Source organism: Pseudoalteromonas sp. L23, assembly GCF_021728455.1.
Taxonomy (GTDB): domain Bacteria; phylum Pseudomonadota; class Gammaproteobacteria; order Enterobacterales; family Alteromonadaceae; genus Pseudoalteromonas.
The window spans coordinates 16,763-39,015 of the sequence record NZ_JAKKCW010000015.1 but is presented as its reverse complement, the minus strand read 5'-3'; the positions used below and the strand labels follow the sequence as shown (position 1 = coordinate 39,015).

The window sequence follows — 22,253 nt, the reverse complement described above, 5'->3', positions numbered from 1 at the left end:
ACAGTCTAATGTAGAAAGGAGTGTGAAATGCGGTCTATTACGGGGTTCATCTTATTGGGCTTAATTGTTGCTCAGCCAACTTATAGCGGTGAGTTTGAAGTGCTTTATCAATCTGACACAGCAAAAGTCGTTAGAGATAAAAGTTATGGCACAAACATTGGGATCTTTGCAACGAAAAGGGGAGTGGTGATCATTGACCCCACAGCTGAAGATGCGGATTTGCCAAAGCTCAATGATTTGATACAGAATAGCTTTCAGACCGAGAAAAAATACCTGCTAAATACGCATAGTCATTCGGATCACACTGGTGGTAATGCTTTTTTCCAACAACAGGGTTTTACACTTATTGACAGCCCACAAGGGTTAAAGGAGCTTGGGGTGATAAAGCATACTCAAGCCGTTTCACATACCGCCAATGACAACATTCTCTATCACCCCACGAGCAATATTTTATTCACCGGGGACATTTACACCACAAACTGGCATCCAACATTTTATGCTGGGGGCTTAACGGGTTTTAATAAAGCGGTAGACTTACTTTTATCGATTGGCGATCAAAATACGTTGATTGTGCCAGGTCATGGCAAACCTACATCGAAAAGAGAACTCGAAGAACATAGAATTCAAACATTCGCTTTGGTTGAGCGGGTGAAGATTTTGAATCAAGCGGGTAAGTCGGTTGAGCAAATAAAGAACGATGAGGAGATTAAGCGCTTATTATCACAGTTTAATCTTGAAGGGCGACAACCCTTTCTTCCAGAGCGGGCGCTGAATACATTTGTAAAGCGGACATTATCTGTGGTAGCCAATTATCCAGAAAATCACAAGTAAGATCAGTTTTAGTTAAGCTTTGTTCATCAATACTAAACCTTTAGCATTCTAGGTGTGTATGTAGATGGTCTGGGCTAAAATAGGTAAATTTGTATTACTTACTATCTTGGTGGTATTAAGTTGGTCATCAGCTTTCAATCTCACCATGACGGAGTTCATTGATGGAGCGCTGCTACAATCTTCACTCGTCTATGCTTCAGCACGTACAGTAAATGGCGCTATTTCTTTGTTGCAATCTGCCGAGGTTGGGATTGGTGTTGCAAGCATTCAGCCTGCGCAGCTACTCGATCCTATCAATGATTTAGCTGAATACATTTCTGATGTGATGCAACTAGCCATTGGCTCTTTGTTTATACAACGAATTCTCTACACCATTTCTACTCATGTATTGTTTAGTGTCGCTTTTACTGTCACGGTAATTGGATATTTCGTGTGCTGCTATCTAGGGCTTTGGCAAACGGTTAGAACTAAAATATTAGCCACGATGCTATTGATCCGTTTTGTGGTTCCCTTTGTAATTCTATCGACAGGTCTCACTAGCCAACTCTTACTGGACCAAGAAATAAATAAACAAAGTGAAGTTGTGTCGAGCAGTGTTGATCTCTTCCAATCTCAAGCAACAAAGACCAGTGCGCAAAGTGCAAAAATAAAGGCCCAAATCACCGGTCAAAAGCAAAGCCATAGTGAACAAATAGCGTTATTGACAAAACAACAGATCCGTCTTCATGGTGAAGCTACCGAGCTACATGCTGAAATTACCGCGCTGGAAGGTGATATTGAAGCGGCTCAAGCAAACCGTAGTTTATCCGAGTGGCTAACATTTACCAAAAGTGAAGAGGCTAAGCCACTGATTGAAAAGCAACAACGATTGGCTAGTGATAAGGCTAAAATTGATACTCAAATTGCACTTATTAATAGAGAGAAAGATCAACATCAACAACAAATAGAAAGGCTCAATGAGCAGCTACACGGTAGTAATGAGGGGACGTTAAGTCGAGCAATTAAAGCCGTTTCTAGTGGTATTAACGATATGCTCGACGCTGCTGAGTCACTCTTTATCGACTTCTTAAACGTGGTATCGCTTTTGCTACTGAAGTTAGTATTGATGCCGCTGTTATTTTTCTATTTGGCGAGCAAAACCTTTAAAGCGATTTGGCGATTATAGTATTAGAGTCTAAGAATACCTCCACGTATATAGACATAAAATATAGTTCAATAGGGCCAGTGTTAATATGATTAGCATCATTCTTAAAGACTTCTATAGAGTTTTAGAATTCGGTGGTCGGTGTTAAATAATTGACATTGGAATTGAAATAGGTACGATTTAAAATTAGTCAGTTTTTATTGCTTTTAAGTTGTTTTAGGTAATTTCTGAGCAGGTTGAAATGTAATAAGAGCTTGGCTGTTGCGGTTGATATACCCGTCTTAACATGTAAATGAAACACCCCATAGGCTTTGTGGGCTGAATAAAAAGGAAATTAAAATGATAAAATATATTTTTTCAGTTTTGCTATTAGCACCTGTTTTTTCAATTGCTGCTGAAGCGAATAATGTTGAAGTAAATAACAAACAAGCAAAAACTTACGACTCAACAAAGTTTTGCTACTACGCAGATAAACAATTCTCTGAAGGCGCAAAACACTATATCGGCGATGTCGTGCAGCGTTGTGTTAGACGTGGGGACAATATCTTGGTCTGGAAGACACTCTAGTTTGCTGTAAACTTCGCGACCTATCATAGGTGTGTAGCTTACATCGGTTATACACCTCTAACTATGACCAAGTTAAAGCGTAACTAAGAGTTACTTTCTAGACTTCCAATTCATTATTTACTTCAAAAATTCCCAGAAAAGCTCTGCCACAGTCCCACTGTTGGGAAAGAAACACAAACAAAAAATCAAAAAACACAATAAATCAATTGCTTAACTTTGGCATGGATGTCGCTTTTACGTATAAAAAATTAATACAGTGAAGCGATGGATATTAAAACGACTCTGACAAAACCACCTGTCAAGGCTTTTAGGTGGCGATTAATTGTGACTGTCACCCTAATTATACTCTTTGGTATGTTGTTCTTACCGGACAAGCACCAGCTAGATGTAGAAACACTCAAGTTTGCCTCTATTCAATCCGGGCCAATAGAATTTAGTGTTAAAGGCTATGGAAGGTTACGCTCAAAGATCAGTAGAGAGATCACGACCGCATTTGCAGCTCAAGTTGAAACCATACTGCATCTTCCAGGCAGTAGGGTAGAGCCAGACACCGTTATTTTACAGTTAACCAATCCTGAGTTAACTCAGCAACTCCACCGAGAAAGACTAGTACTCGCTAGGCAAAAGGCCAATGTTGAAGCGTTAAGGCTAAGCCAAGAAAGTGAGCGACTAGTATTGAAAGGACAAAATACCCTACTCAGCAGTGAGCTTGAAAATGCCAAATTGCGAGAACAGGCTGAGCGCCAATTAGTTACTCAAGGCATAGTTTCAAGCTTAGATCATCAGCGCTCAAGCTTAACTGTTGCTCAGTTAAGCGAGCGAGTAAAGCTCGCTCAGCTGCAACTTAGCCAAACCAGTGCATTACACAAGCAAAGAATTGAGATTGAACTAGAACTATTAAAAGAATATGAGCTGAGCTATCAGGTCGCGCTTCAGGCGGTGGAGCAATTACAAGTCACTGCGGGGATCAGCGGCATGTTGCAGCAAGTACATGTTAGTCAAGGTCAAGCAATTACACGCGGGCAGGCGCTAGCTGTGGTGGGCAGTGAGCGAACTTTGGTAGCCGACTTACTGGTGCCAGAGCGAGAAGCAAGCGAGATTATCTTAGGTCAACGAGCAGTAGTAGACACCTTTGTTGGTCAGGTTGAGGCAAAGGTTAGCCGCATTGTGCCCATCGTACAAGACGGGCGTATTGCGATAGAGCTGGCATTGCTTGGGGAGCTGCCAAGCAATGCTCGCCCACTTTTGACTGTTGAAGGGCAAATTTTTACAGCAAAAAAGACCGCCGCACTTTCACTTATTAAGCCACCGCGTGCAACTCCACAATCTCAGAGTCAATTATTTGTTTTAGATAAACAAAACAACATGCTTATCAAAAAAAGTTTCAAGTTTGGTAAACTAGCCGGCAATGCCATAGAAGTACTCGAAGGCGGTGTATCCGGTGAGCAAGTGGTGGTGTCAGAAATGTCTGACTACCAGCACCTAGAAAAAATAACAATTAAATCACTCAATCGGTAAAGGAAGAACAAATGGACAAGACAATTTTGGCATTACATCAAGTGAGCAAAGTGTTCTTTGGCGAGGATGTTGAAACTCACGCCATTAGCAACATTAACCTTGAAATTGAAATGGGCGATTATGTTGCGATAACTGGCCCGTCAGGATCGGGAAAATCCACTCTATTGAGCATTCTTGGACTATTAGATGACATCACGTCGGGCAGCTATCGCATCCAAGATATAGAAACCAGTACGCTAGACGCAGACACGCAAGCAGAGCTGCGTAATTTGCATATCGGTTTTGTCTTTCAGTCATTTAATCTACTGGATGGGTTAACGGTATTTGATAATGTGGCTTTACCGCTTCAGTATCGAGAGCCTGCGCTTGCGACTGACGAAATTGAGCGCCGTGTGATGGGCGCGCTTAAGCAAGTTGAAATGTCTCACCGAGCAAAACATAAACCAAACCAACTATCTGGTGGACAGCAGCAGCGAGTGGCTATTGCGCGTGCGCTTGCAGGCGAGCCAAGTATCTTATTAGTTGATGAACCAACTGGAAACCTCGATTCTAAAAATGGGGATGCGGTAATGGCCTTGCTGGGAGAGTTGAATAGGCAAGGCACAACCATTTGCATGGTGACGCACGATATTCGCTATGCAGGTTATGCCAAGCGGCAAATTCAGCTTTTAGATGGTGTACAGGTTTCATCAAGCGTTGCAAAACGCGATATTTGTACTGCGGAGGTGGTGTAATGGGGTTTTTGCAACTTCGGCGTCAACTAGGGCTGGCAATCAAAAGTTTGCTTCAAGTACCGAATTTTTGTATCACGCTAGTACTAACGTTGGCACTCGCGTTAAGCTGCTTTTTTGTCGCATTGAGTCTGTTTAGTGGCTTTTTTATTAAGCCGCTTGAGATTGAAAATGAATCGCGATTTGTGGTGGTAGAACAAAAAAACGTATACCAAGACAGGGCGTCTGAAGGGTTGCAAAGCTTTCAAAATATGCTGAACTGGTATCAGATCCCCTCCATATTTGAAAAACGAGCTTTGATCAGTAGCTTTTCCGATGTGGTTGAAAATCTAGCTGGCAAGCCAAAGCTTACGCTGACTTTTGCAAGTTCGGATTATTTTAGTATGGTGAAAATGCCGCTAGCACTGGGGCGATACCTAACGCCGACGAAAAGTATTAGCCAGAAAAATCCAGAGGTCATTATTTCCTATAAACTTTGGCAACAATACTTCAATGGTGATGACAATGTGCTTGGGGAGAGTTTGCGGATTGTTGGCAGACTGTACACCATCGTCGGTGTTGCTGCGCGTACGCATATTGACCCTTACTTTTTAAGTGAAGGAAATGGGGCGCTGTGGCTTAGTTTTTCTGAAGATGAGCGATTTTTTGGTGATCAGCGCGGCGAGTATCATCCGTGGAGTAGCAGACTAAACAACTTGAAGTTAATGGCGATATTACCAGTCAATAGTGGTCAGGATATCCTCGCAGAGCAGCTATATCAAAATGCTCAACTGCACCAAAGCGAATGGAAATCGGCTGACGAAGCGTTACTTGATATTGAACCTATAGTACGTTCGTACCGTGACGTAGAACTGGCGGGACATGACAAGCTTGCCATTATCGTGTTGTTGAGTGTGTCATGCTTGGTACTCATCGCAATTTTTAATGTGAGTAATTTGTTTATCTCTCGAGCTCACACCATCCAGCAGCAACTGACCTTACAAGCTATGCTCGGTGCGAAGCGTAAGCTGTTGTTTCGTGGAATTTTGCTAGAAGCGCTGTTATTGGTGTCAGGCGCTGTGCTGGTGGGGTTATTTATCGCCGCGTGGGAGCTGAGGTTAGTTAAATCGCTCACCAGTGGTTATTTGCCGCTGATTGATACCTTAACCTTAGATACCACTGTACTGCTCAGTGCTATCCTAACCGTACTGTTATTGGCTTTATTGTTTGCGTTTGTCACCTCACGCATGATTGATTTTAGCCAGCTTAAGCAAAGCATGCAGTCGTCAGGTAAAGGCAGCGTAAAAGCGGTACGCATAGCGACGACAAAAACACTGGTTGCGGTACAGCTGTTTTTTACCACTGTGTTGGTGCTTGGGGCGACCTTAGTGTTGTGTAAAAGCGCCGATACCTTGCTTAGACCGCTCGGAACAAAGTTGGACAATATGTATAGCGTGATGCTACATATTCCCGCAGATCCCACTCCATTTCCCGCGCGTTACGCCAATATTGAAAGATTCAAACTCGCGCTGACTAACATTCCGGGCGTGTTAGGCGTAGCCCATGGAGAAAGTCCATTACAAAGCGATGTCCCTGTGGTTGCTATGCAAGATATGGCGGGTGAATGGACACCGAGCATGGTTAGAGGTAACGTTGGGCCGGATTATTTTGCATTAACTGGGCTTGAGCTCGTTGCCGGGCGCACTTTTAGCGAAGCTGCAATTCGAGGCGAAAAGGAAGAGGCTATTGTTTCTTGGGCTGCGGCACAGGCGTTAAAACCAGATGGGGATGTGATTGGTGAAACGTATTTTATTTTTAACCCAGATGTACCTGCTGAAATCGTAGGTATTTCAAAAAACTTCAATTACCCTAAACGTCATCATGAACTTCAAGGTAAAACCGTTTGGCTACCCGCGCTGCCTTTGGGTTATCCATTTATGATAGAAATGGAACCGGGAGCATCACTTACTCGCGCTCAGATCCAAAATGCCATCAGCGCCGTGAATGGTCAGGCGGGAATATGGCGTTTTTTAAACTTAACAAAGACATATCAGAGCATTACCTATTTGGAGCGCCTGACTTTACTGCTAAGCTTTGCGCTTTGTGGTTTTTGTTTGTTGTTATCTGGGGTGGGCATTTACGGTGTGCTTAACTATAGCTTTCAACAAAGACGCTACGAGTTTGGGATGCGAATGGCACTTGGTGCCAAACGACACCGCTTATATCGGTTGTTATTGTCAGATACCATCGCGCCGATGCTAGTGGCGATGTTGGCTGCCATTATGGTTGTTGCGGGATTTTATATAAGTGTTTCGTCAGATTGGTTGTTGGCAAAATCCAGCTGGTTGTTTGTAGTGATTGTTACCATGTTGGCTTTTGCGTTAGCCACGGCGATTTACCCAATGAGACAGTTAATAAACTCGACACCAATGCGAGCATTAAAACATTAAAGTTTGGGCGTAAGCCCAAACAGAATATAAGTAGGAAGTGATGACGCCAGTTTTAATCATCGACGACAACCCTGACGTGCGAATGTCAGCCACCATAGTGCTACAAAGTCATGGTTTTATGAGCCTTGAAGCCGCACACCCTGATGAAGCTAAAGCTATTTTATCGCAGCAGCCCGTTGCGCTTATTTTGCTTGATATGAACTTCAATAGAGATACAACCTCAGGAAAAGAAGGGCTGCAATTTCTTAGTTGGCTGAGACAAGCGCAAATGAGTGTGCCTGTGGTTGTTATTACTGCGTGGGCCAAAGTTGAACTTGCGGTCCAAGCAATGCAGTTGGGCGCATGTGACCTCATTGAAAAACCTTGGCACAACCAGCGACTGCTGAACACCGTTAGACGTTACACCAAAAGTGATAAAGCGCTATCGTCATCACATGAACCACACACAGACAATAACGCAACCACTCAGTTGTTTCAGCAAGCTCAGCGCGTTGCAAAAACCAATGCTAACGTACTTATTTTGGGAGAAAATGGCTGCGGAAAAAGTCAGTTGGCTAAATATATTCATGATAATAGCGGTCGCTCTGAGCACGCTTTTGTGAGCGTGAATATGGCCGCTATTCCAACGGAATTATTTGAAAGTGAGTTATTTGGCCATTGCAAAGGCGCATTTACCGATGCAAAAGCAAACCGCACTGGACGGTTTGAAATGGCTGAAAATGGCACTTTGTTTTTAGATGAAATCGGCAGTTTGCCGTTGTCACTTCAGGGCAAGCTATTACGCGTGCTCGAAACGGGTGAATATGAAGTCGTGGGAGATTCTGAAACGCGCCGCAGTAACGCGCGGATTGTTTCTGCCACTAATACGGATTTGTCAGAAGCGATTAACACCGGGCAGTTTCGTCAGGACTTACTCTATCGCTTAAATACGGTGGTGCTAAGGGTGCCACCACTCAGAGCGAGATTAGCAGAGCTTCCAAGCTTAGCAGCCCATTTTTTAACAAAGCACACCCTACGCCATGGTAATGATACTGGACGGGAGCGCTCGCTAACTGCTGCGGCGCTAGACAAATTATTGAGTTACAGTTGGCCTGGGAATATTCGTGAGCTATCTCATGTCATTGAACGGGCCGTGATCTTAGGACTTCAGCCTGAGGTAACCGCGGATGATATCGAGCTTGAGGAAGGTGTACTAGAGCAAGAGCTCCCACTTTTGAGCCTGGAAGAAGCCGAAAAACGCATGATTGCAAGAGCGATCCGCCATTTCGATGGCAATGTAGTGGCCGCTGGAGAATTTTTAGGTTTGAGTAAATCTGCAATTTATCGACGCCTAGAAAAGTACGATATTAGCCCAAAGGCAGAGCTTGATGGCTAAGCTGGCATCACTTGAGCACAAGTTACTTGTTGGCTTTGCGATACCTATAATCACACTTGCTATGCTCGCGCTTGGGTTGATCTGCTATTTTGAGCTTACGTTGTTAAGTGCAATCACTTTGTTGCTCGGTGTGATGATCCCCTCTGTATTAGCACTGAGTTACGGCTATCAATCAGTAATGCAGGTGCTTGAAAGTTTGGCGGTCCAGTTGGACGGTGTAACCAATGAAGAGTTTGGTGTATGGCAGTTAGCGCAATACCGCAAGGGTCGGGTTGAATTGCTCAAGGCTGAGCTCAAAGAAGCTGCCAAGCGATTACAGCAAAAGCGTCAAGAATATGGTCAGAATGAAGCTTTTGTATTTAATTTTATGAGCGAACTCACCCTGCCAATCGTGGTACTTGATGCGCATCATCATGTGTATTTTGCCAATCATGCCATGAATACAGTGTATCCAGAACAGGTGTTACATGGTGCACATGCTAAAGCTCTGGCGCTTCAGTATGTGGATGAACAATGGCAGCATACGCAGCACATCTCTCGATTTAGCATTGCGGCTCATAAACTATATCGGGGGCAGCGAGCCTATCAATTATTGGTGTTTTTCTCGGTGGAGCAAGCGCTGCGAGATAATGAAAAGCAGGTATGGCAAAAGCTACTATCGGTACTCAATCATGAAGTGCGAAACGCCTTAACTCCGGTGTACTCAATGGCGCAATCCCTGCAACAAGATGGCAATATCATTTCACCTGAGATGCAGCAAACTATGCTCGGTGTAATAGAAAGTCGTGCAGCTCATTTACAGCAATTTGTTGCAAACTACGCACAAGTAGCGCAGCTTCCACCCGTTGATATGCAAAACATTGAGGTGGAGTTGCTGGTATCGCGCTGGCAAGCTTTATTTCCCAGTGTTGAGATAAAGGCGCTTAATAAGGGCTTGGTTTATTGTGATGAAGCTCAGCTAACGCAGGCTATGATCAACCTTGTCAATAATGCTGAGCAAGCAAATCAATCTGCGGGGAATGATGGCATAACACTAACCATAGATAGACCAAAAAATTGGCGCTTTACCCTAGAAGATAACGGCGCTGGTATCGCCAATCCAGATAACCTTTTTGTACCATTTTATTCTACTAAACCAAAGGGATCGGGTATCGGCTTGGTGTTGAGCCGGGAGCTTATTCGTAATCAGCAAGGGGAGTTGCATTTAGCGAATTTACCGGACAATAAAGGGGCTCAAGCTGTGGTTACTTTGCATTTCTAGTAAATTTAGAAAAACTTCGCAATATTTGAATATTTATCTTTCTTTGGAATTTGTAACCTCAGGTTAAGTAGTTTTACCTTGCCATATTATGGCAACTGAGGAGTAGTTTACATGAAAGATAAAAATCAATTAGGGCTCGTGCAGCTCGCCGAGATGCCCATATTAGTGCTGTTTATTCGAACCTGTATTCCCATTTGTATCGGTTTACTCGTTGTGGGTTTATATGCCTTGGTTGACGGCTGGTTTATTAGTCGCTACGTGTCAGAGATGGCATTTGGTGCCGTGGCTATGGTTTACCCGCTGCAGGTGTTAATGATAGCGCTAACCGCTATGGTATCTGCAGGTATGGCGGCCACAATGACAAGATTAATCGGAGCAAAGCAAGTAGGTAAAGCCGCAGAGGTTATCGGTCATGGACTGATAATTGGCGGTATAGTTAGCGTGGTATTCTTGGTACTTGGTTGGCTTTATCCACTTGAGCTCTTATCACTTTTGCAAGTGGAAGCGGTTTTTGTAAAGGATGCGCTTAGCTACATACAGCCGTTATATCTTTGTGCCATTACCGGAGTTTTATTACCTATCGTGGCTGATATGTTCCGTGGTCAGGGTAAACCGCAGTTGATGATGCTGTTGTTATTAGTCTCGGCTGTGCTCAATATACTGCTTGATTATCTATTTATCGCGCAATTTGGTTTGGGGGTTGCAGGTGCGGCATATGCGACAATCGCAGCGCAATTGGGGGCATTGATTATTGCGCTTCAGCTAAAAAGAAAGCGTACTGACTTGCTTGCGGTTAAGGTGTGTTGGAAACCTCGTGCTTGGCTACCGATCCTCGCAATCGGGATGCCTATCTTGATCACGCAATTTTGCCTTGGCGTGCAAACTGCGGTGGTTAACTGGCAGCTGTTGTCTTTTGCAAACGAAAATTGGGTAGTCGCCCACGGCATGCTGGGACGTATCATTAATTTTGCAATTCTACCCGCGATTGCAATGTTGATCGCATTTCAAACTATCGTCGGCTATAACTTAGCGGCAGGACATAGTGGGCGAGTAAGAGCGTGTACGCGAGTTGCTTTTTTGGGTATGACAGGATTTGCACTGCTATTGACGCTAGGGTTGATGGGATTGCCGAGGCTATGGCTGAGCCTGTTTACCGAAGCGAGTGAATTTCTCGAAATAGGAGAGCGCGTTTTTCGCTCAGCCCTTTGGGGGATGCCGCTATTTGGCGTGGTAATTTTAGCATCTGGATTTTATCAAGCAAAAGGTGATGCCAAACGCGCTTGTTTTTACAGTGCCTTGAAGGTGATGTTTATTCTAGTTCCATTAATCGTTATTGCACCGCACTACTTTGGCTTAAATGGTGTATTTATGGCACTTGTAGGGGCTGATTTTATAGCCGCAGGGTTAACATTTATACTGTGTTGGCGGCACTATCAACAGGCTAAGAGCCAATCGGGAGAGATACAGCTTGCATCAATCAACTGAGCAAAAGTTAAGCGCTGAAGAGATATATTTAGGGCGGTTACAACCTGTCATTGAGTGGGTGCATAGTAATCCAGAGTCGCCGCTTTCGTTACAGCAAGCGGCGAGCCTGAGCCATTTTTCTAAGTTTCATTTCCAGCGCATTTTTGCAGCTGTGATTGGTGAATCTTTGAGCCAGTACACTAATCGCGTGAGGTTGGAGCGCGCGGCCAATATGTTGTTGCTAGCCGAAGAGTACAATGTGACAGATATTGCGCTACAGTTTGGTTTTTCTGGTAGCGCAAACTTTTCGCGAGCGTTTAAAGAGCACTTTGGTGTGACTCCTTCAAGTGTGCGAAAAACAGAACAACTACGTAAATTGGTGACAAAAAATAACATTGAGCCGGCCCTTAACACGACACAACTTACCCGAATACACGCATTAAGAGCTGAGCGACACAGTGTTATCCAGCCGGTTAAACTACACTCCATTTCACAGCTACCCTTATGTACATTACGCGCGTCACAAGGCTACCAATTGCAAGGAATTAGCGCCTGTTGGCAGCAGCTTGCAGCGTGGGCTAGTGCACATGGACTGGATTATAGCCAAGTACAAAAGTTTGGTTTTGGTCATGATAACCCCGTTTTTACGCCACTAGATAAAGCGCGTTACGATGGCGCAATTGTGATTAACGACGAGTTAAAATCTGCGGTGACTCGGCCATATCAACTCAATGTGCTCAGCGCGGGAATATACGCAATTTTTGATTACCGTGGAGCAATTAAAGACTTGTTGAGTTTCCAATTAGATATTTTCGCAAAGTGGCTGCCACAAAGCGGATACGAGCCAGAAGATGCGCCCTTAATTGAACATTATCCTGAAGTAATTTCACAAGAAAATGGAGGCTCGCCAAGTGAAAAGGTGATTGCGCTGGAAATTTGGTTAAAGGTCAAGCCGCTAAAATTTACTAAATCAATCTAAAAACTTCACAATTCGCCCACAAACTTTAAGCATGATCAACCGTACACCAAGCGGGAGATTAAAAAAGTGGTTGAACTAGAGTTAATTCGAGTTGATAAATACAGCGAGCAGACTTTTACACATTTGCTAGAAGCGAGCCATTATCAAAAGCAAGTGGGCTCGTTTGAACTGTGTAGCGCAACCAATATCGCTTATCTTTTTTATGCAGATGGTAAGCTGGTTGGCTTTACCGTAATAGGTATTTCAAACCGCCGAGAGTTTGAAGTCTGTGCGCTTTATATTACTCCTGCCGAGCGCAGAAAGCGTTACGCCACCGAGTTTATGGCACACATTTGGTCAGTATACAAAGGTCGTTGGAAAGTGCGTATGCAAGATAAGCTTGAAAGTTCGTGCGGTTTTTGGCGCAAAACCTTGGCTGAGATGACCAATCAACCGCAATCGCATAGACGAGAAAGCGAGTTTGAACACGCTTTTGCAGTGTAACACCTACGTTAGTACCATTCCTGTTTTTCTAGCCAAAATGCACGGCCAAAACCGCCTACATATCGAACCCTAGCCACTTCAATTCGCCATAGGTGGAAGTCACAGAGCATGGCATATTGCTGAGCTTTTTCGTGCTTTATTACGAATTGTGCAATCAGGCTTTCGCTATCCGCTCTTGGTAGTTTGTGTGCATGCCCAAGAATAGTAACTCGCGCATTTTCAACGTCTTCAACCGCACCATCACCGAGCACCATAAACGAAAGTGCCGGGTGCTTGGCTAAATTCTTGGTGTGCTGGGCGATATCACTAATAAAGAAGTAAAAGTGATTATCTTCAAGAAAAACATATTGAGCGATAGAAGAAAAAGGAAAGCCCTTTTGGTTGTTAGAGAAGGTAGATAAAAATGCGCTCTTATGGTTTTGGCATAAGGCCTTTGCTTCGTTGATTGCGGTTTCTCTCATCTTGTTATGCTCTTAAATAATAAAAGACCTAACCGCAATGATCGCTAAAACTAAAAATAAAATCAAAAACTAAGTAAGCAAAACCGCAAATTTGAAGCTACATTTTTAAAAGGTATGTTGGTAATTTTTAGAGTATTTACTTGGTTTTTTATCCCATTTGTAACATAGTTTGTTTACTCAAAATAGAGCAATGACATTATGCTAAGTAAACTAACAATAAAACAAAAAATTACTTTAGGCTTTAGTGCATTAGGCGTGCTGCTGTTACTTGCGTGCGTGCTTGCCTATTTAGCATTGGCGCAAATAAAGTCCGCTAATCAAAATATGGGGCAAATTACTTTGCCTATTCAGCGCAGTGCTGACGCCTTGCAACTTGAACAGCTTAAGCTCAGCAAGTTGGTTTCTCAAGCTTATACCCTCGAAAGCGAGCAAGATATCAATCGGGCTCGACAGCAATTTACCACACAGCAGCAACTGTATGTTGAGCGCCAGCGGCACTTAACGTCATTGACGCAAGCCATGCCTGAATTTGTCACACCATTAAAGCAAACTCTGGCGCTGGGTGAGCAGCTCAGTCGTGCCGCAGAACAAATGTTGCAGGCTAAGGCTGATGTTGTACAAGCGCAGCAACGGATCCAATCACAATATCAAGCACTTAAACAGGATAAAGAACAGGCCAGCAATGCCATGCTGGATCTTGAGTTAATCGAGACAGACAAAACACGGCAGTTGGAAGAAATGGTCGGGACTGGCGTTCGTATTGATGACATGTTGTTTACACTGGAAAACAACAGTCAGCGGATCAGCGGTTTAACGCTAGAGCAAGTAGATCAGCACCAGCAAGATATGTTGTTTTTGTTAGATAATATTGAAAATAACCTAACGTTTTTGAAGCGCCAAGCCTATGGCATGGATGCAGATGATTTGTTAAATCAGTTTAGTGAGGGCATGACTAAGCTCAGGGAAAAGCTGGGTGAGCCCGGTCATCTTTATGTCGCGGTACAAGAGAAACTGCGTCAGCAACAGCAAGCTGCAATGTTATATAAGCAATCAGAGCAGCATGCGTTTGCCATTTTAACCGAGCTTGAGAAAATGCAGCAAAGCGCTAATGCGGCGTTTAATCGTTCTCAAAATAATGCTGAAACCCTTATCGAGCGAGCGCAAAATACCGCCATTTTATTGGTGATTGTCTTTATTGCTTTAGGTGCGTTTATCTCGGTTTCAACTAGCCGGGCAATGCTTGGGCCGTTGGCTGCGGTGAATAAAATGCTCAAATACCTTGCTGCTGGAGACTTTTCGAAGCAAATGAGTAAGCGCAGTGATGATGAATTTGGTCAGTTAATTGATAATATTAATCAGGTGAAAGACAATCTCCGTGCTTTGCTAGAGTCAATCAATAATCAGGTTCATGAGTTAGAAGGACTATCGGAATCATCATTAAGCGAAAGTAAACAAATAGCCAATAATGCGACTGAGCAAATGCGCCGCATGGATAATGCCAATCGCTTAGCACAAAGTATTTCAGCTAGTGCTTTGGCGGTTTCCGAACGCTCGTCAGATAGCCTCGCGAGCATCCATACCGCTAACCAGCATAAAACCGAGGTCAGTAAATACACACAAGACAATAAAGAACATATTCTATCGCTCAGCACGCGCATGAGTGAAGCGGTAGAGAGTATGACCAAATTGACCACACATAGCGAGAATATCGGCAGTATCTTGGATACCATTGTTTCTATTGCTGAGCAAACCAATCTGTTGGCGTTAAACGCAGCAATTGAGGCGGCTCGAGCTGGTGAGCAGGGAAGAGGGTTTGCGGTGGTCGCCGATGAGGTTAGAACGCTTGCGTCAAGGACGCAAGAGTCGACTAATGAAATTAACCAAATGATCGCAGCTCTGAGACAGGATACACATAGCGCCTCTGAGGCCATTAACTCCGGCCAACGTGATGTTGCCTCATGTGTTAAACAAAGTGAGGCGCTTGCCAGTGCCATGGATGAAATTGCCAACGCTATTTTACAGGTTACGCAGTTGAGTGAAGAAGTCAGCCAAGCCGCTGATCACCAAGCGACGGATTGTCAGCAAATTGAGCAGGTGATGCTAGATGCACAAAGTACCGCAAATGAGAATGCTCAGGCGATGCAAAGCTTGGCTAAAGGCAGCGAGTCGCTCAGTAGCTTCTCGCATCGTCTAGCAACACTGGTTGAGCGTTTTAAATTATAAGAATGTAAACTGGTATTACACACGCTTTGATGGTCTGGAATAAATATAAGACATTACTGCGATCTTTATACTGCCAACTACACAGGCCAACCAGGCTGCTGGTGAGAGCAAAATAAGTAAAGCATAGCTCGCTGTCATGCCCACTGTTGCCATGACTTTGGCCTTGAGCGGAATAACCCTGTATTGCTTCCATTGCGTTAATGAAGCGCCAAACCTTGGGTGATTTAGCAGCCACAAGGCAAGCCTAGGAGAGGCTTTTGAAAAGCACGCCAAAGCCAGAATAAAAAACACAGTGGTTGGCATGACGGGCAAAACAATACCAATAACACCGAGGGCTACAAATAGATATCCGCATAGCAGTAGGGCTATTTTTTTATAGTTGGCTAAGGCGGCTTTAAACATCATGAATAAACGTGTGCCTGGAATGCTTGGAAACGGGTGAATGCCTGACGAGCACCTTCAATTAGCGCCTGTTCTTGCTGTTCGCTCAATTCAATTGCGTCTATGATTTGCACAAGCTCTCGCCAAGCGCTGCCGCGACCGGCTCCTGGGCCTGCTAAATATCGAGCGCCGTGCTGCGCATCAAAATTGAGCTTGGCCCCAACTTGTTTACCCAGCATGGCTGCACCGACCTTTGAGCCCTCAACCACATATAGCCAGCCGAGCGCTCTGGCGACGTCGGTATTATTGGTTACTTCTGGCATTAAGTAGGGAGTAGGGATGGTGGTTTCAAGGTCGATAAAGTCTTGCTCAAGCAAACCTAAGCGGCGGCGCGTGGCCAAATCAGGAATAAGCGCTAATAATTCTGGGTGTTCATAAAGAGCGCTCACATCTTTTAAAAAATAAAACTGTAGTCGTAAGAAATCGAGATAGCTTTGTGTATTGGCGAATGGGTCTTGCGCCATAATGGATTTGTCTACATTGTCGTGGGTATCTGCAGTTGCATGTTTTAAGTTTTGCGCTCGAGAAAGTGCAGAGGTAACGGTAGTCATTGATGCTCCAAGGTGATGTAAAAATATAGCGCTGTCTTTAAGCAAAAGTACAGCGCCTAAGTGTTGATTAAAGTTTGAGTTCTAAGCCAATCGAAATGGTTTGGCCAGGTTCTGGCATCGCGACGATTGAGCCGCTTGAAACTTTATACTGATCGGTCAAGTTGGTGATCGCTAGGTTGCCTTTGATGCTGTCGCTAAAGATATAATCAAGATAAAAGTCGAGCTGATAGCCTGCTGGAATATACTCAAGCGCAGTTACTCCAGTCCCTGCCAAAAAGCCGCCCGGGTGATGTTTCTCAGCGTGTTTTTTGTAAGTAAAACCCGTATCAATTGTGTCGTTAAAGAGTGTCATACCAAGCGTTGCGATATAGCTTTTTTCAGGAGGCACACGAAGTGGTGTTAAACTCCCCGCAAAGCCGGTCGTATTACAAGTATCGACACCTGCAGCCTCGGCCATTAAGCGTGAGCACATTTTGACGTCGGTGTACTTTGTGTAAGATAACCTGCTGTAAAATAAGTCGCTTTGGTAATGAAGGCCAAATTCCGTGCCGGGGAGTTCAAACTTATCATAGTTGGTAAAGGTGAACTTTTGATCCCATGAAGGTGCGTCGGGTTTGGGCAAGAAGCCTGTTGCCAACATACTTTCAATATTCGTGTAGAAGTACTCCGCCGAGATAATTAGCTTATCCCCGTGGCTGAGTAAGTTGCTAAAGTCACTCTCAAAGCCAATATCATACGATTTCGTTTTTTCAGGGGTGATCGGGTAGTCACTAGAGTAGGAAAACACCTCATTAGAAACTGTTGTTTCGTACAGGTTTGGCATTCGATATGCGTTGCTATATTTGGCTTTAATAACTGTATTATCAAGCAGTTGATAATTTGCTTGTACAGTCACATCCGCTTTGGCATCAAATGTAAGTTTTTCGCCTGTTTGATAGTCCTCGTTGACCGAGTCATGAAGGTTTACGTTCAGTGCAAACTCTACAGGCGCAAGATCGATATTGGCATTGGCGAATAATGCACGTTTTGTTTGTTTGCCATGTCGTGAAGTGGCTTTTAAATTGAAGTCAGCAGGGTACCAGTCTCGATTAAAATTATCTTTCCAGTCTTTATGAGGGCTTAATTTTTCAACCTGCCAGGATAGGCCGTACGTCAAAGTAATCGGTGTATTTGCCAACGATAATGCAGAGGTATTGAACGCACTTATCCCATGACGCTTATTGTTATAACGGTGAAAATATTGCCCCGCATTTGCTCCTAGGTTACTGCCAAGCGCATTATATTGCTGTAACCTTGCGCTGGTACGCCAAACGTTAACACTGAGGTCGACTAATGAGTTATTACTCGGTAAAAAACGGTATAACGCACTGGCACTGTTTACCAGAGCAGAGCCTGGAGCCCACTGCGGCATGGTTTCTACGCCTTCTGGAATTTCTTCGGACATCCATTGTTCTTGGCCATTTTCATCTATCACCTTCCAAAACTTGGTGTCACCGGCTCTTTGTTTATACCAGTAGGTGGCCAGCATTTCTCCCGCTTCTTGCTTATGGTAACGTGTATTCACCTCTAACGATTGTTCGTCCGTAAACGCATAAGTTAGTTTGGCAAGATATGAGTCGCTTTCAAAGCTTGTATTGACGACTTCGCCATTTTGGTTAACTGGAGGTGGGATCTGGTCGACTACTGTTACTTCGTCATATTGCCCCTCATGATCAGTTGAAGGCACCCAACGCACGTACTCCACGGTTTCAACAAAGTCGTCAAAGCTATTTTTACCAGCAAAGTAGTTACCAACCTTTTTCTTACTATAAGCGAGTACCGCTTGTAAGTTATCCTGTTGATAAGCGGTTGCTAGCGTAAACCCGCCGCCTGCAAAGTCGAGTGTGTCATTGTGGTTGCTGATTTCATAATAACTTTGCAGGCCAAAGCTCTCTGGTACTTCAGGTGTTTTATTGTTGTTATGCGTATTTACCTTAACTAAAGCGCCAAAACGCTTACCGTCTTGGAGAATATCTTGCGTGCCCAATGTTCGGATATTGACTGTTCCGCCGATTGCACCTGAGCCAAAAGGTGATGCTTTGGCCGATGCGCCTTTTTCGACATTAACCGAGCTTATCAAGTTTGAATCGATATAGGTTCTGTCAGACGAGCCCATATAGCCGCGGTTTGTGTGCGTTGATTGCAAACTACCGTCGATGAAAATCGGCACTCGACCTTCGCCTTGCATGCCGCGAATACCAATATCAAGTGCGCCAGCTTCGTTTCGAATATTGTTTGCCTCTATACCAGAAAACGTTGAGAAAATATCCGAGTTAGATAAACCCTTGGTTCGAGCAATCTGTTCACGATTAAGATTGAGTTTATCGCCTTTGACCGTGATAACTTCAATATTATCTTGCGGATTTGGTGTTTGGCTGTGCTTTGCCTTTTCCTGAGTATTATTGGTTTTGCTTTTTACAGGCGCTGACCCGTTAATCGCCGCTTTAATAACGATGTTGTTGTCGATAATGCTCGCTGTTAGCTGGCTACCTTTTAGTGTGCGTTCTAGTGCCTCGGTTAAACTTACCTCTCCTTTAAGTGCTGGGGCTTGCAGGCCATTTAATAGTTTCGCATCGGCAATTAGATTCATACTCGCAGCTTCAGCTACCTGCGTTAAGGTATGGCTAATAGGTTGCTGCGTAAGATTAAATTGATATAAAGCAACATGACTCTGCGCGGTTGCAGGCAGGCTCAGGCTAAGCCCGAGTGCAAATGCTAAGGGAGTGAGTCTTGTGTTTAAAACAGAGCGAGTTCTCATTGTTATGCGTCCAAATAAATTACCTAAGATGAAAACGAATGAGAATGAGAACTCCTCAATAAAAATTTGAATATTTTTATCTCATCATCGAGAATTAACTATAACTATATGATTGTTATACTCTTTAACTTCTACAGGGAGAACATGTGGAAGTAAGTTTAAAAAGCTTTCGAGCTCTGATGCTACAAAAGTACCCGAAATAACCAATTGCTCAGTTGATTGAGCGCTTAAGGTGTAACTTATCGCATGATGTCGTTTAAATTCCTCAAGTGCTTCGTTAAGTGGTGTATTGTCGAACACGAGTCGTCCTTGCTTAAACGCATCAACGAGATTGAGGTTTGGATCAAACTCAGCCTTGACAATGCCGTCACTGTCCACGACCGCCATTTGACCTTTTGTCAGCGTTATTTGCTGATGTTGGCTTTGCACGTTTACACGGCCATGATCCACCACAATGCGAACGCTATTGGGTTTTTTATCAACAGAAAAGCGGGTACCTAATACGGTAATTTTTGTGCTACCGGCGCTGATAACAAATGGACGGCTTTTGTCACTGGCAACGTCAAACAATACGCGTCCACTGAGTAGTTTATTACTACGCCGATTGCCATCAAAATCAATAGCGAGGGAAGTTTTGGCATCTAAGGTCAGTCGAGATTGGTCGGGCAGTGAGATATTGCGTAATTCGCCTCGTGCTGACTGATAGCTGGCGTGAAAGGTGTCTTTGTTTACTTGAAAGAACCACGTTTGATAGCCAAAGAAACTCAACGCAAAAAGTGCAAAGCATGCAGCAATGGCGAAGTACCGCTGAGTTGTCTTTGATTTAAGCTTCGAGTGTGTAATTGGATTCTCTAATTGTGCAATGTCTTGATCTGAAAATTGCGATAACAGTCGCTCAATCTGTTTACTTTCTTGATAGGCTGTTTGGTGCGCACGGTTCTCACCAAGCCAACGATTGAGCGCTTGCTGCTGCGTTTTACTGAGCCCTTGCCTTTCGAGTTCCAGCCAGTGGTTTACTTGCTGCTGTATTGATACATTATGACGGTCCATTGCGATTCTCTTATTGTTTTTGTAATGCGTTACGGCAAGCGAGCATGGCAGTTGCCAAGTGTTTTTCGACCATGCTGACAGATATCCCCATTTGCTCTGCTATTTGTGGCTGGCTTAAGTTTTTAAATTTATAGAGCACAAATGCTTGCTTAGTTTTTAGGGGTAAGGAGTCGATACTTCGATTAAGTAATGCCAGTTGTTGTTGACTTGCAAGCTTAGCCTCAGGCTCATAATAACTTGGCGCGACTAATTCGAAGTCGTCGGGCTCAGCAACGGTTTGATTTTTGCGATACTGATCAATCACAATGTTTTTTGCGGCTTTAAAAAACAGCGCGCGCTCTTGCGTGTTATCCTGCTTTGGATTGCTGCTTTTATAACTTAGTATTCGGGTATACGCCTCTTGGACTATATTTTGAGCCTTATCTTTGCACCCCACTGAACGAGCGATATAACTTAATACTTCTGAGTAATAACGTTCCAAAATACACCAGTTTGCTTTTCAAAAGTCGCGCATACTAGCATTAAAAATTGTTATTGAGAATTGTTTTTGTTTGCGTTTGTCGGCTTTTAACTGTTCGTTAATAGGTTTTATGTTTTTAGTGCTTTCACTTGATGGTTTTTTATAAAGCTTTGAAAAGTTTGGGTTTATTTTAAATTTCTTTGAGTCCAAACACTAAACGAAGTGCTTATTAAGGCGTAGGAGCGATACCTTTTATAATGCGTTGGCAGGCGCAGGGATCCATAAAATGGGGCACCGGATAATCTGGATGTGCTTCTTTTAGCGCCAGCTCTGCGAGTAGCGCGGCATCATCAGGAAGTACTTCGGCGAGCGTGGTTTGGATCTGTAAATCAAGCAATAAGCGCTTGATGTGCTCCAACAGGTCATCCGCTTGGCGTTCGACGGGATAGTCTAACGAGGTTAATCCACAGTATCTGGCGATGAGCGCGAGTTGCTGGTTAATGCGCTCGCCATACCAGGTTAGCACGGGCATGAGTAACACCGCATTGGCAAGCCCGTGTGGCGTACCATATTGAGCGCTCAATTGGTGTGAAATTGCATGTACGTAGCCGACAGAAGTTCTGGTAAAAGCTTGTCCTGCGTAATGGGAAGCGAGTAGTAGTTGCGCCCTTGCTTCTAGATTTTGTGGGTCTCGTTGTGCTTTGGGTAAATATTCAAAGATGGCTCTACAGGCCTCAAGAGCACGGCCGCGGCTAAACTTAAGACAGTTAATGCTCAGTAGTGCCTCAATGGCGTGGGTTAGTGCATCAATTGCCGTAGTCGCGGTGATATGTGCAGGCATACTTGTGGTTAATTCCGGTAATAATACGGCATGGTGCGGCACTAAACAAAAATCAGTCGCGGCATACTTGGCGTGATTGCTAGGATCGTTAACAACGGCGGCAACGGTGGTCTCCGAGCCGGTTCCTGCGGTTGTTGGGATCGCGATATTCGGCGGTAGGCGTTTTAAGACTTTAAACAACCCTTTGAGTTTAGTCACCGGTTTGTTCGGCTTGACAGCCCGAGCACCGATCAGCTTGCCCGTGTCGAGTACCGAGCCACCGCCAAGCGCGATAATTGCTTTACACTGATGCTGTTGGTAGACCTTTAGACCATCTTCAACGTTTGTTATGGTTGGGTTGGGTAAAACATCTGCGTAATAATGCGTGACTAACTCTGACTCACGTAGTGTGTTTTCCACAACCTGATGCAAGTTGAGCTTGAGCAGCACTTGGTCGGTCACGACTAAGACGTTATCTCCATTTTTTAACCCCAGCGCCTTAATGGCGTCTAACAGCCCCGTTTTTCCCTGATGTAATTTGGGATTCGGGATCCCGATAAAAATAACAATGCACTTTAGGGCAAAATGGTAAATACGGTAAAACCAACTCATTGCGATCCGTCTAATTTTGTTTTTGTATCATTTAAAAAATGTAGACGGATCATCAC

The 22,253-nt window shown here is 44.1% G+C and carries 19 protein-coding genes; 12 read left to right on the top strand and 7 right to left on the bottom strand.

The window, feature by feature from the left end:
- Positions 1 to 27 precede the first annotated feature (27 nt).
- The 11 genes from L3V43_RS19660 to L3V43_RS19610 all read left to right on the top strand — a co-directional run bounded on the left by L3V43_RS19660 (position 28) and on the right by L3V43_RS19610 (position 12,782).
- A complete protein-coding gene (locus L3V43_RS19660; protein WP_102056407.1) occupies positions 28 to 831 on the top strand; it encodes an MBL fold metallo-hydrolase in 804 nt (267 codons plus the stop codon).
- A 64-nt stretch (positions 832 to 895) separates the two neighbouring features.
- A complete protein-coding gene (locus tag L3V43_RS19655) occupies positions 896 to 1,996 on the top strand; it encodes a hypothetical protein (protein ID WP_102056408.1) in 1,101 nt (366 codons plus the stop codon).
- 318 nt (positions 1,997 to 2,314) lie between these two features.
- Positions 2,315 to 2,542, top strand: a complete 228-nt coding sequence (locus L3V43_RS19650; protein ID WP_010604090.1) for a DUF1496 domain-containing protein — start codon at positions 2,315 to 2,317, stop codon at positions 2,540 to 2,542.
- A 324-nt stretch (positions 2,543 to 2,866) separates the two neighbouring features.
- Entirely contained in the window at positions 2,867 to 4,060 is a 1,194-nt protein-coding gene (locus L3V43_RS19645) for a biotin/lipoyl-binding protein (protein ID WP_233525214.1), read from the top strand.
- A gap of 11 nt (positions 4,061 to 4,071) precedes the next feature.
- A complete protein-coding gene (locus L3V43_RS19640; protein WP_102056410.1) occupies positions 4,072 to 4,794 on the top strand; it encodes an ABC transporter ATP-binding protein in 723 nt (240 codons plus the stop codon).
- On the top strand, positions 4,794 to 7,220 hold the full coding sequence (locus tag L3V43_RS19635; protein WP_102056411.1) for an ABC transporter permease: 2,427 nt from the start codon (positions 4,794 to 4,796) through the stop codon (positions 7,218 to 7,220). The genes L3V43_RS19640 and L3V43_RS19635 overlap by 1 nt, the downstream gene beginning before the upstream one ends.
- Before the next feature lie 40 nt (positions 7,221 to 7,260).
- Positions 7,261 to 8,595: a sigma-54 dependent transcriptional regulator gene (locus L3V43_RS19630; RefSeq protein WP_102056412.1), complete on the top strand. Its 1,335-nt coding sequence runs from the start codon at positions 7,261 to 7,263 to the stop codon at positions 8,593 to 8,595.
- The gene (locus L3V43_RS19625) at positions 8,588 to 9,856 is read left to right on the top strand and encodes an ATP-binding protein (RefSeq protein WP_102056413.1); all 1,269 of its coding nucleotides are present in this window, start codon (positions 8,588 to 8,590) and stop codon (positions 9,854 to 9,856) included. The genes L3V43_RS19630 and L3V43_RS19625 overlap by 8 nt, the downstream gene beginning before the upstream one ends.
- A 111-nt stretch (positions 9,857 to 9,967) precedes the next feature.
- Positions 9,968 to 11,341 (top strand): MATE family efflux transporter, encoded by a 1,374-nt coding sequence (locus L3V43_RS19620; RefSeq protein ID WP_010604084.1) that lies wholly within the window; start codon positions 9,968 to 9,970, stop codon positions 11,339 to 11,341.
- A complete protein-coding gene (locus L3V43_RS19615) occupies positions 11,325 to 12,299 on the top strand; it encodes a helix-turn-helix domain-containing protein (protein ID WP_010604083.1) in 975 nt (324 codons plus the stop codon). The genes L3V43_RS19620 and L3V43_RS19615 overlap by 17 nt, the downstream gene beginning before the upstream one ends.
- A gap of 66 nt (positions 12,300 to 12,365) precedes the next feature.
- Positions 12,366 to 12,782, top strand: a complete 417-nt coding sequence (locus L3V43_RS19610; RefSeq protein ID WP_010604082.1) for a GNAT family N-acetyltransferase — start codon at positions 12,366 to 12,368, stop codon at positions 12,780 to 12,782.
- A gap of 8 nt (positions 12,783 to 12,790) precedes the next feature.
- On the opposite strand, the gene L3V43_RS19605 is transcribed toward L3V43_RS19610, so the two are convergent.
- A complete protein-coding gene (locus L3V43_RS19605; RefSeq protein WP_102056414.1) occupies positions 12,791 to 13,243 on the bottom strand; it encodes a pyridoxamine 5'-phosphate oxidase family protein in 453 nt (150 codons plus the stop codon).
- Between the two features lie 198 nt (positions 13,244 to 13,441).
- Between L3V43_RS19605 and L3V43_RS19600 the strand changes: the two genes are divergently transcribed.
- Positions 13,442 to 15,466, top strand: coding sequence for a methyl-accepting chemotaxis protein (locus L3V43_RS19600; protein WP_010604080.1), 2,025 nt, complete (start codon positions 13,442 to 13,444; stop codon positions 15,464 to 15,466).
- 15 nt (positions 15,467 to 15,481) lie between these two features.
- On the opposite strand, the gene L3V43_RS19595 is transcribed toward L3V43_RS19600, so the two are convergent.
- The 6 genes from L3V43_RS19595 to L3V43_RS19570 form a co-directional block, all read right to left on the bottom strand.
- The gene (locus L3V43_RS19595) at positions 15,482 to 15,871 is read right to left on the bottom strand and encodes a YbaN family protein (protein WP_010604079.1); all 390 of its coding nucleotides are present in this window, start codon (positions 15,869 to 15,871) and stop codon (positions 15,482 to 15,484) included.
- Positions 15,868 to 16,458, bottom strand: a complete 591-nt coding sequence (locus tag L3V43_RS19590) for a biliverdin-producing heme oxygenase (RefSeq protein WP_102056415.1) — start codon at positions 16,456 to 16,458, stop codon at positions 15,868 to 15,870. The genes L3V43_RS19595 and L3V43_RS19590 overlap by 4 nt, the downstream gene beginning before the upstream one ends.
- Positions 16,459 to 16,525: 67 nt before the next feature.
- The gene (locus L3V43_RS19585; protein WP_102056416.1) at positions 16,526 to 19,255 is read right to left on the bottom strand and encodes a TonB-dependent receptor; all 2,730 of its coding nucleotides are present in this window, start codon (positions 19,253 to 19,255) and stop codon (positions 16,526 to 16,528) included.
- An 84-nt stretch (positions 19,256 to 19,339) separates the two neighbouring features.
- Positions 19,340 to 20,305 carry a FecR domain-containing protein gene (locus tag L3V43_RS19580; protein WP_102056417.1) on the bottom strand — a complete coding sequence of 322 codons (966 nt, stop codon included), beginning with the start codon at positions 20,303 to 20,305 and terminating at the stop codon, positions 19,340 to 19,342.
- A 10-nt stretch (positions 20,306 to 20,315) separates the two neighbouring features.
- Positions 20,316 to 20,786, bottom strand: a complete 471-nt coding sequence (locus L3V43_RS19575) for a sigma-70 family RNA polymerase sigma factor (RefSeq protein WP_010604075.1) — start codon at positions 20,784 to 20,786, stop codon at positions 20,316 to 20,318.
- Positions 20,787 to 20,994: 208 nt separating this feature from the next.
- Positions 20,995 to 22,197 (bottom strand): iron-containing alcohol dehydrogenase, encoded by a 1,203-nt coding sequence (locus L3V43_RS19570; protein ID WP_010604074.1) that lies wholly within the window; start codon positions 22,195 to 22,197, stop codon positions 20,995 to 20,997.
- Positions 22,198 to 22,253: the final 56 nt, after the last annotated feature.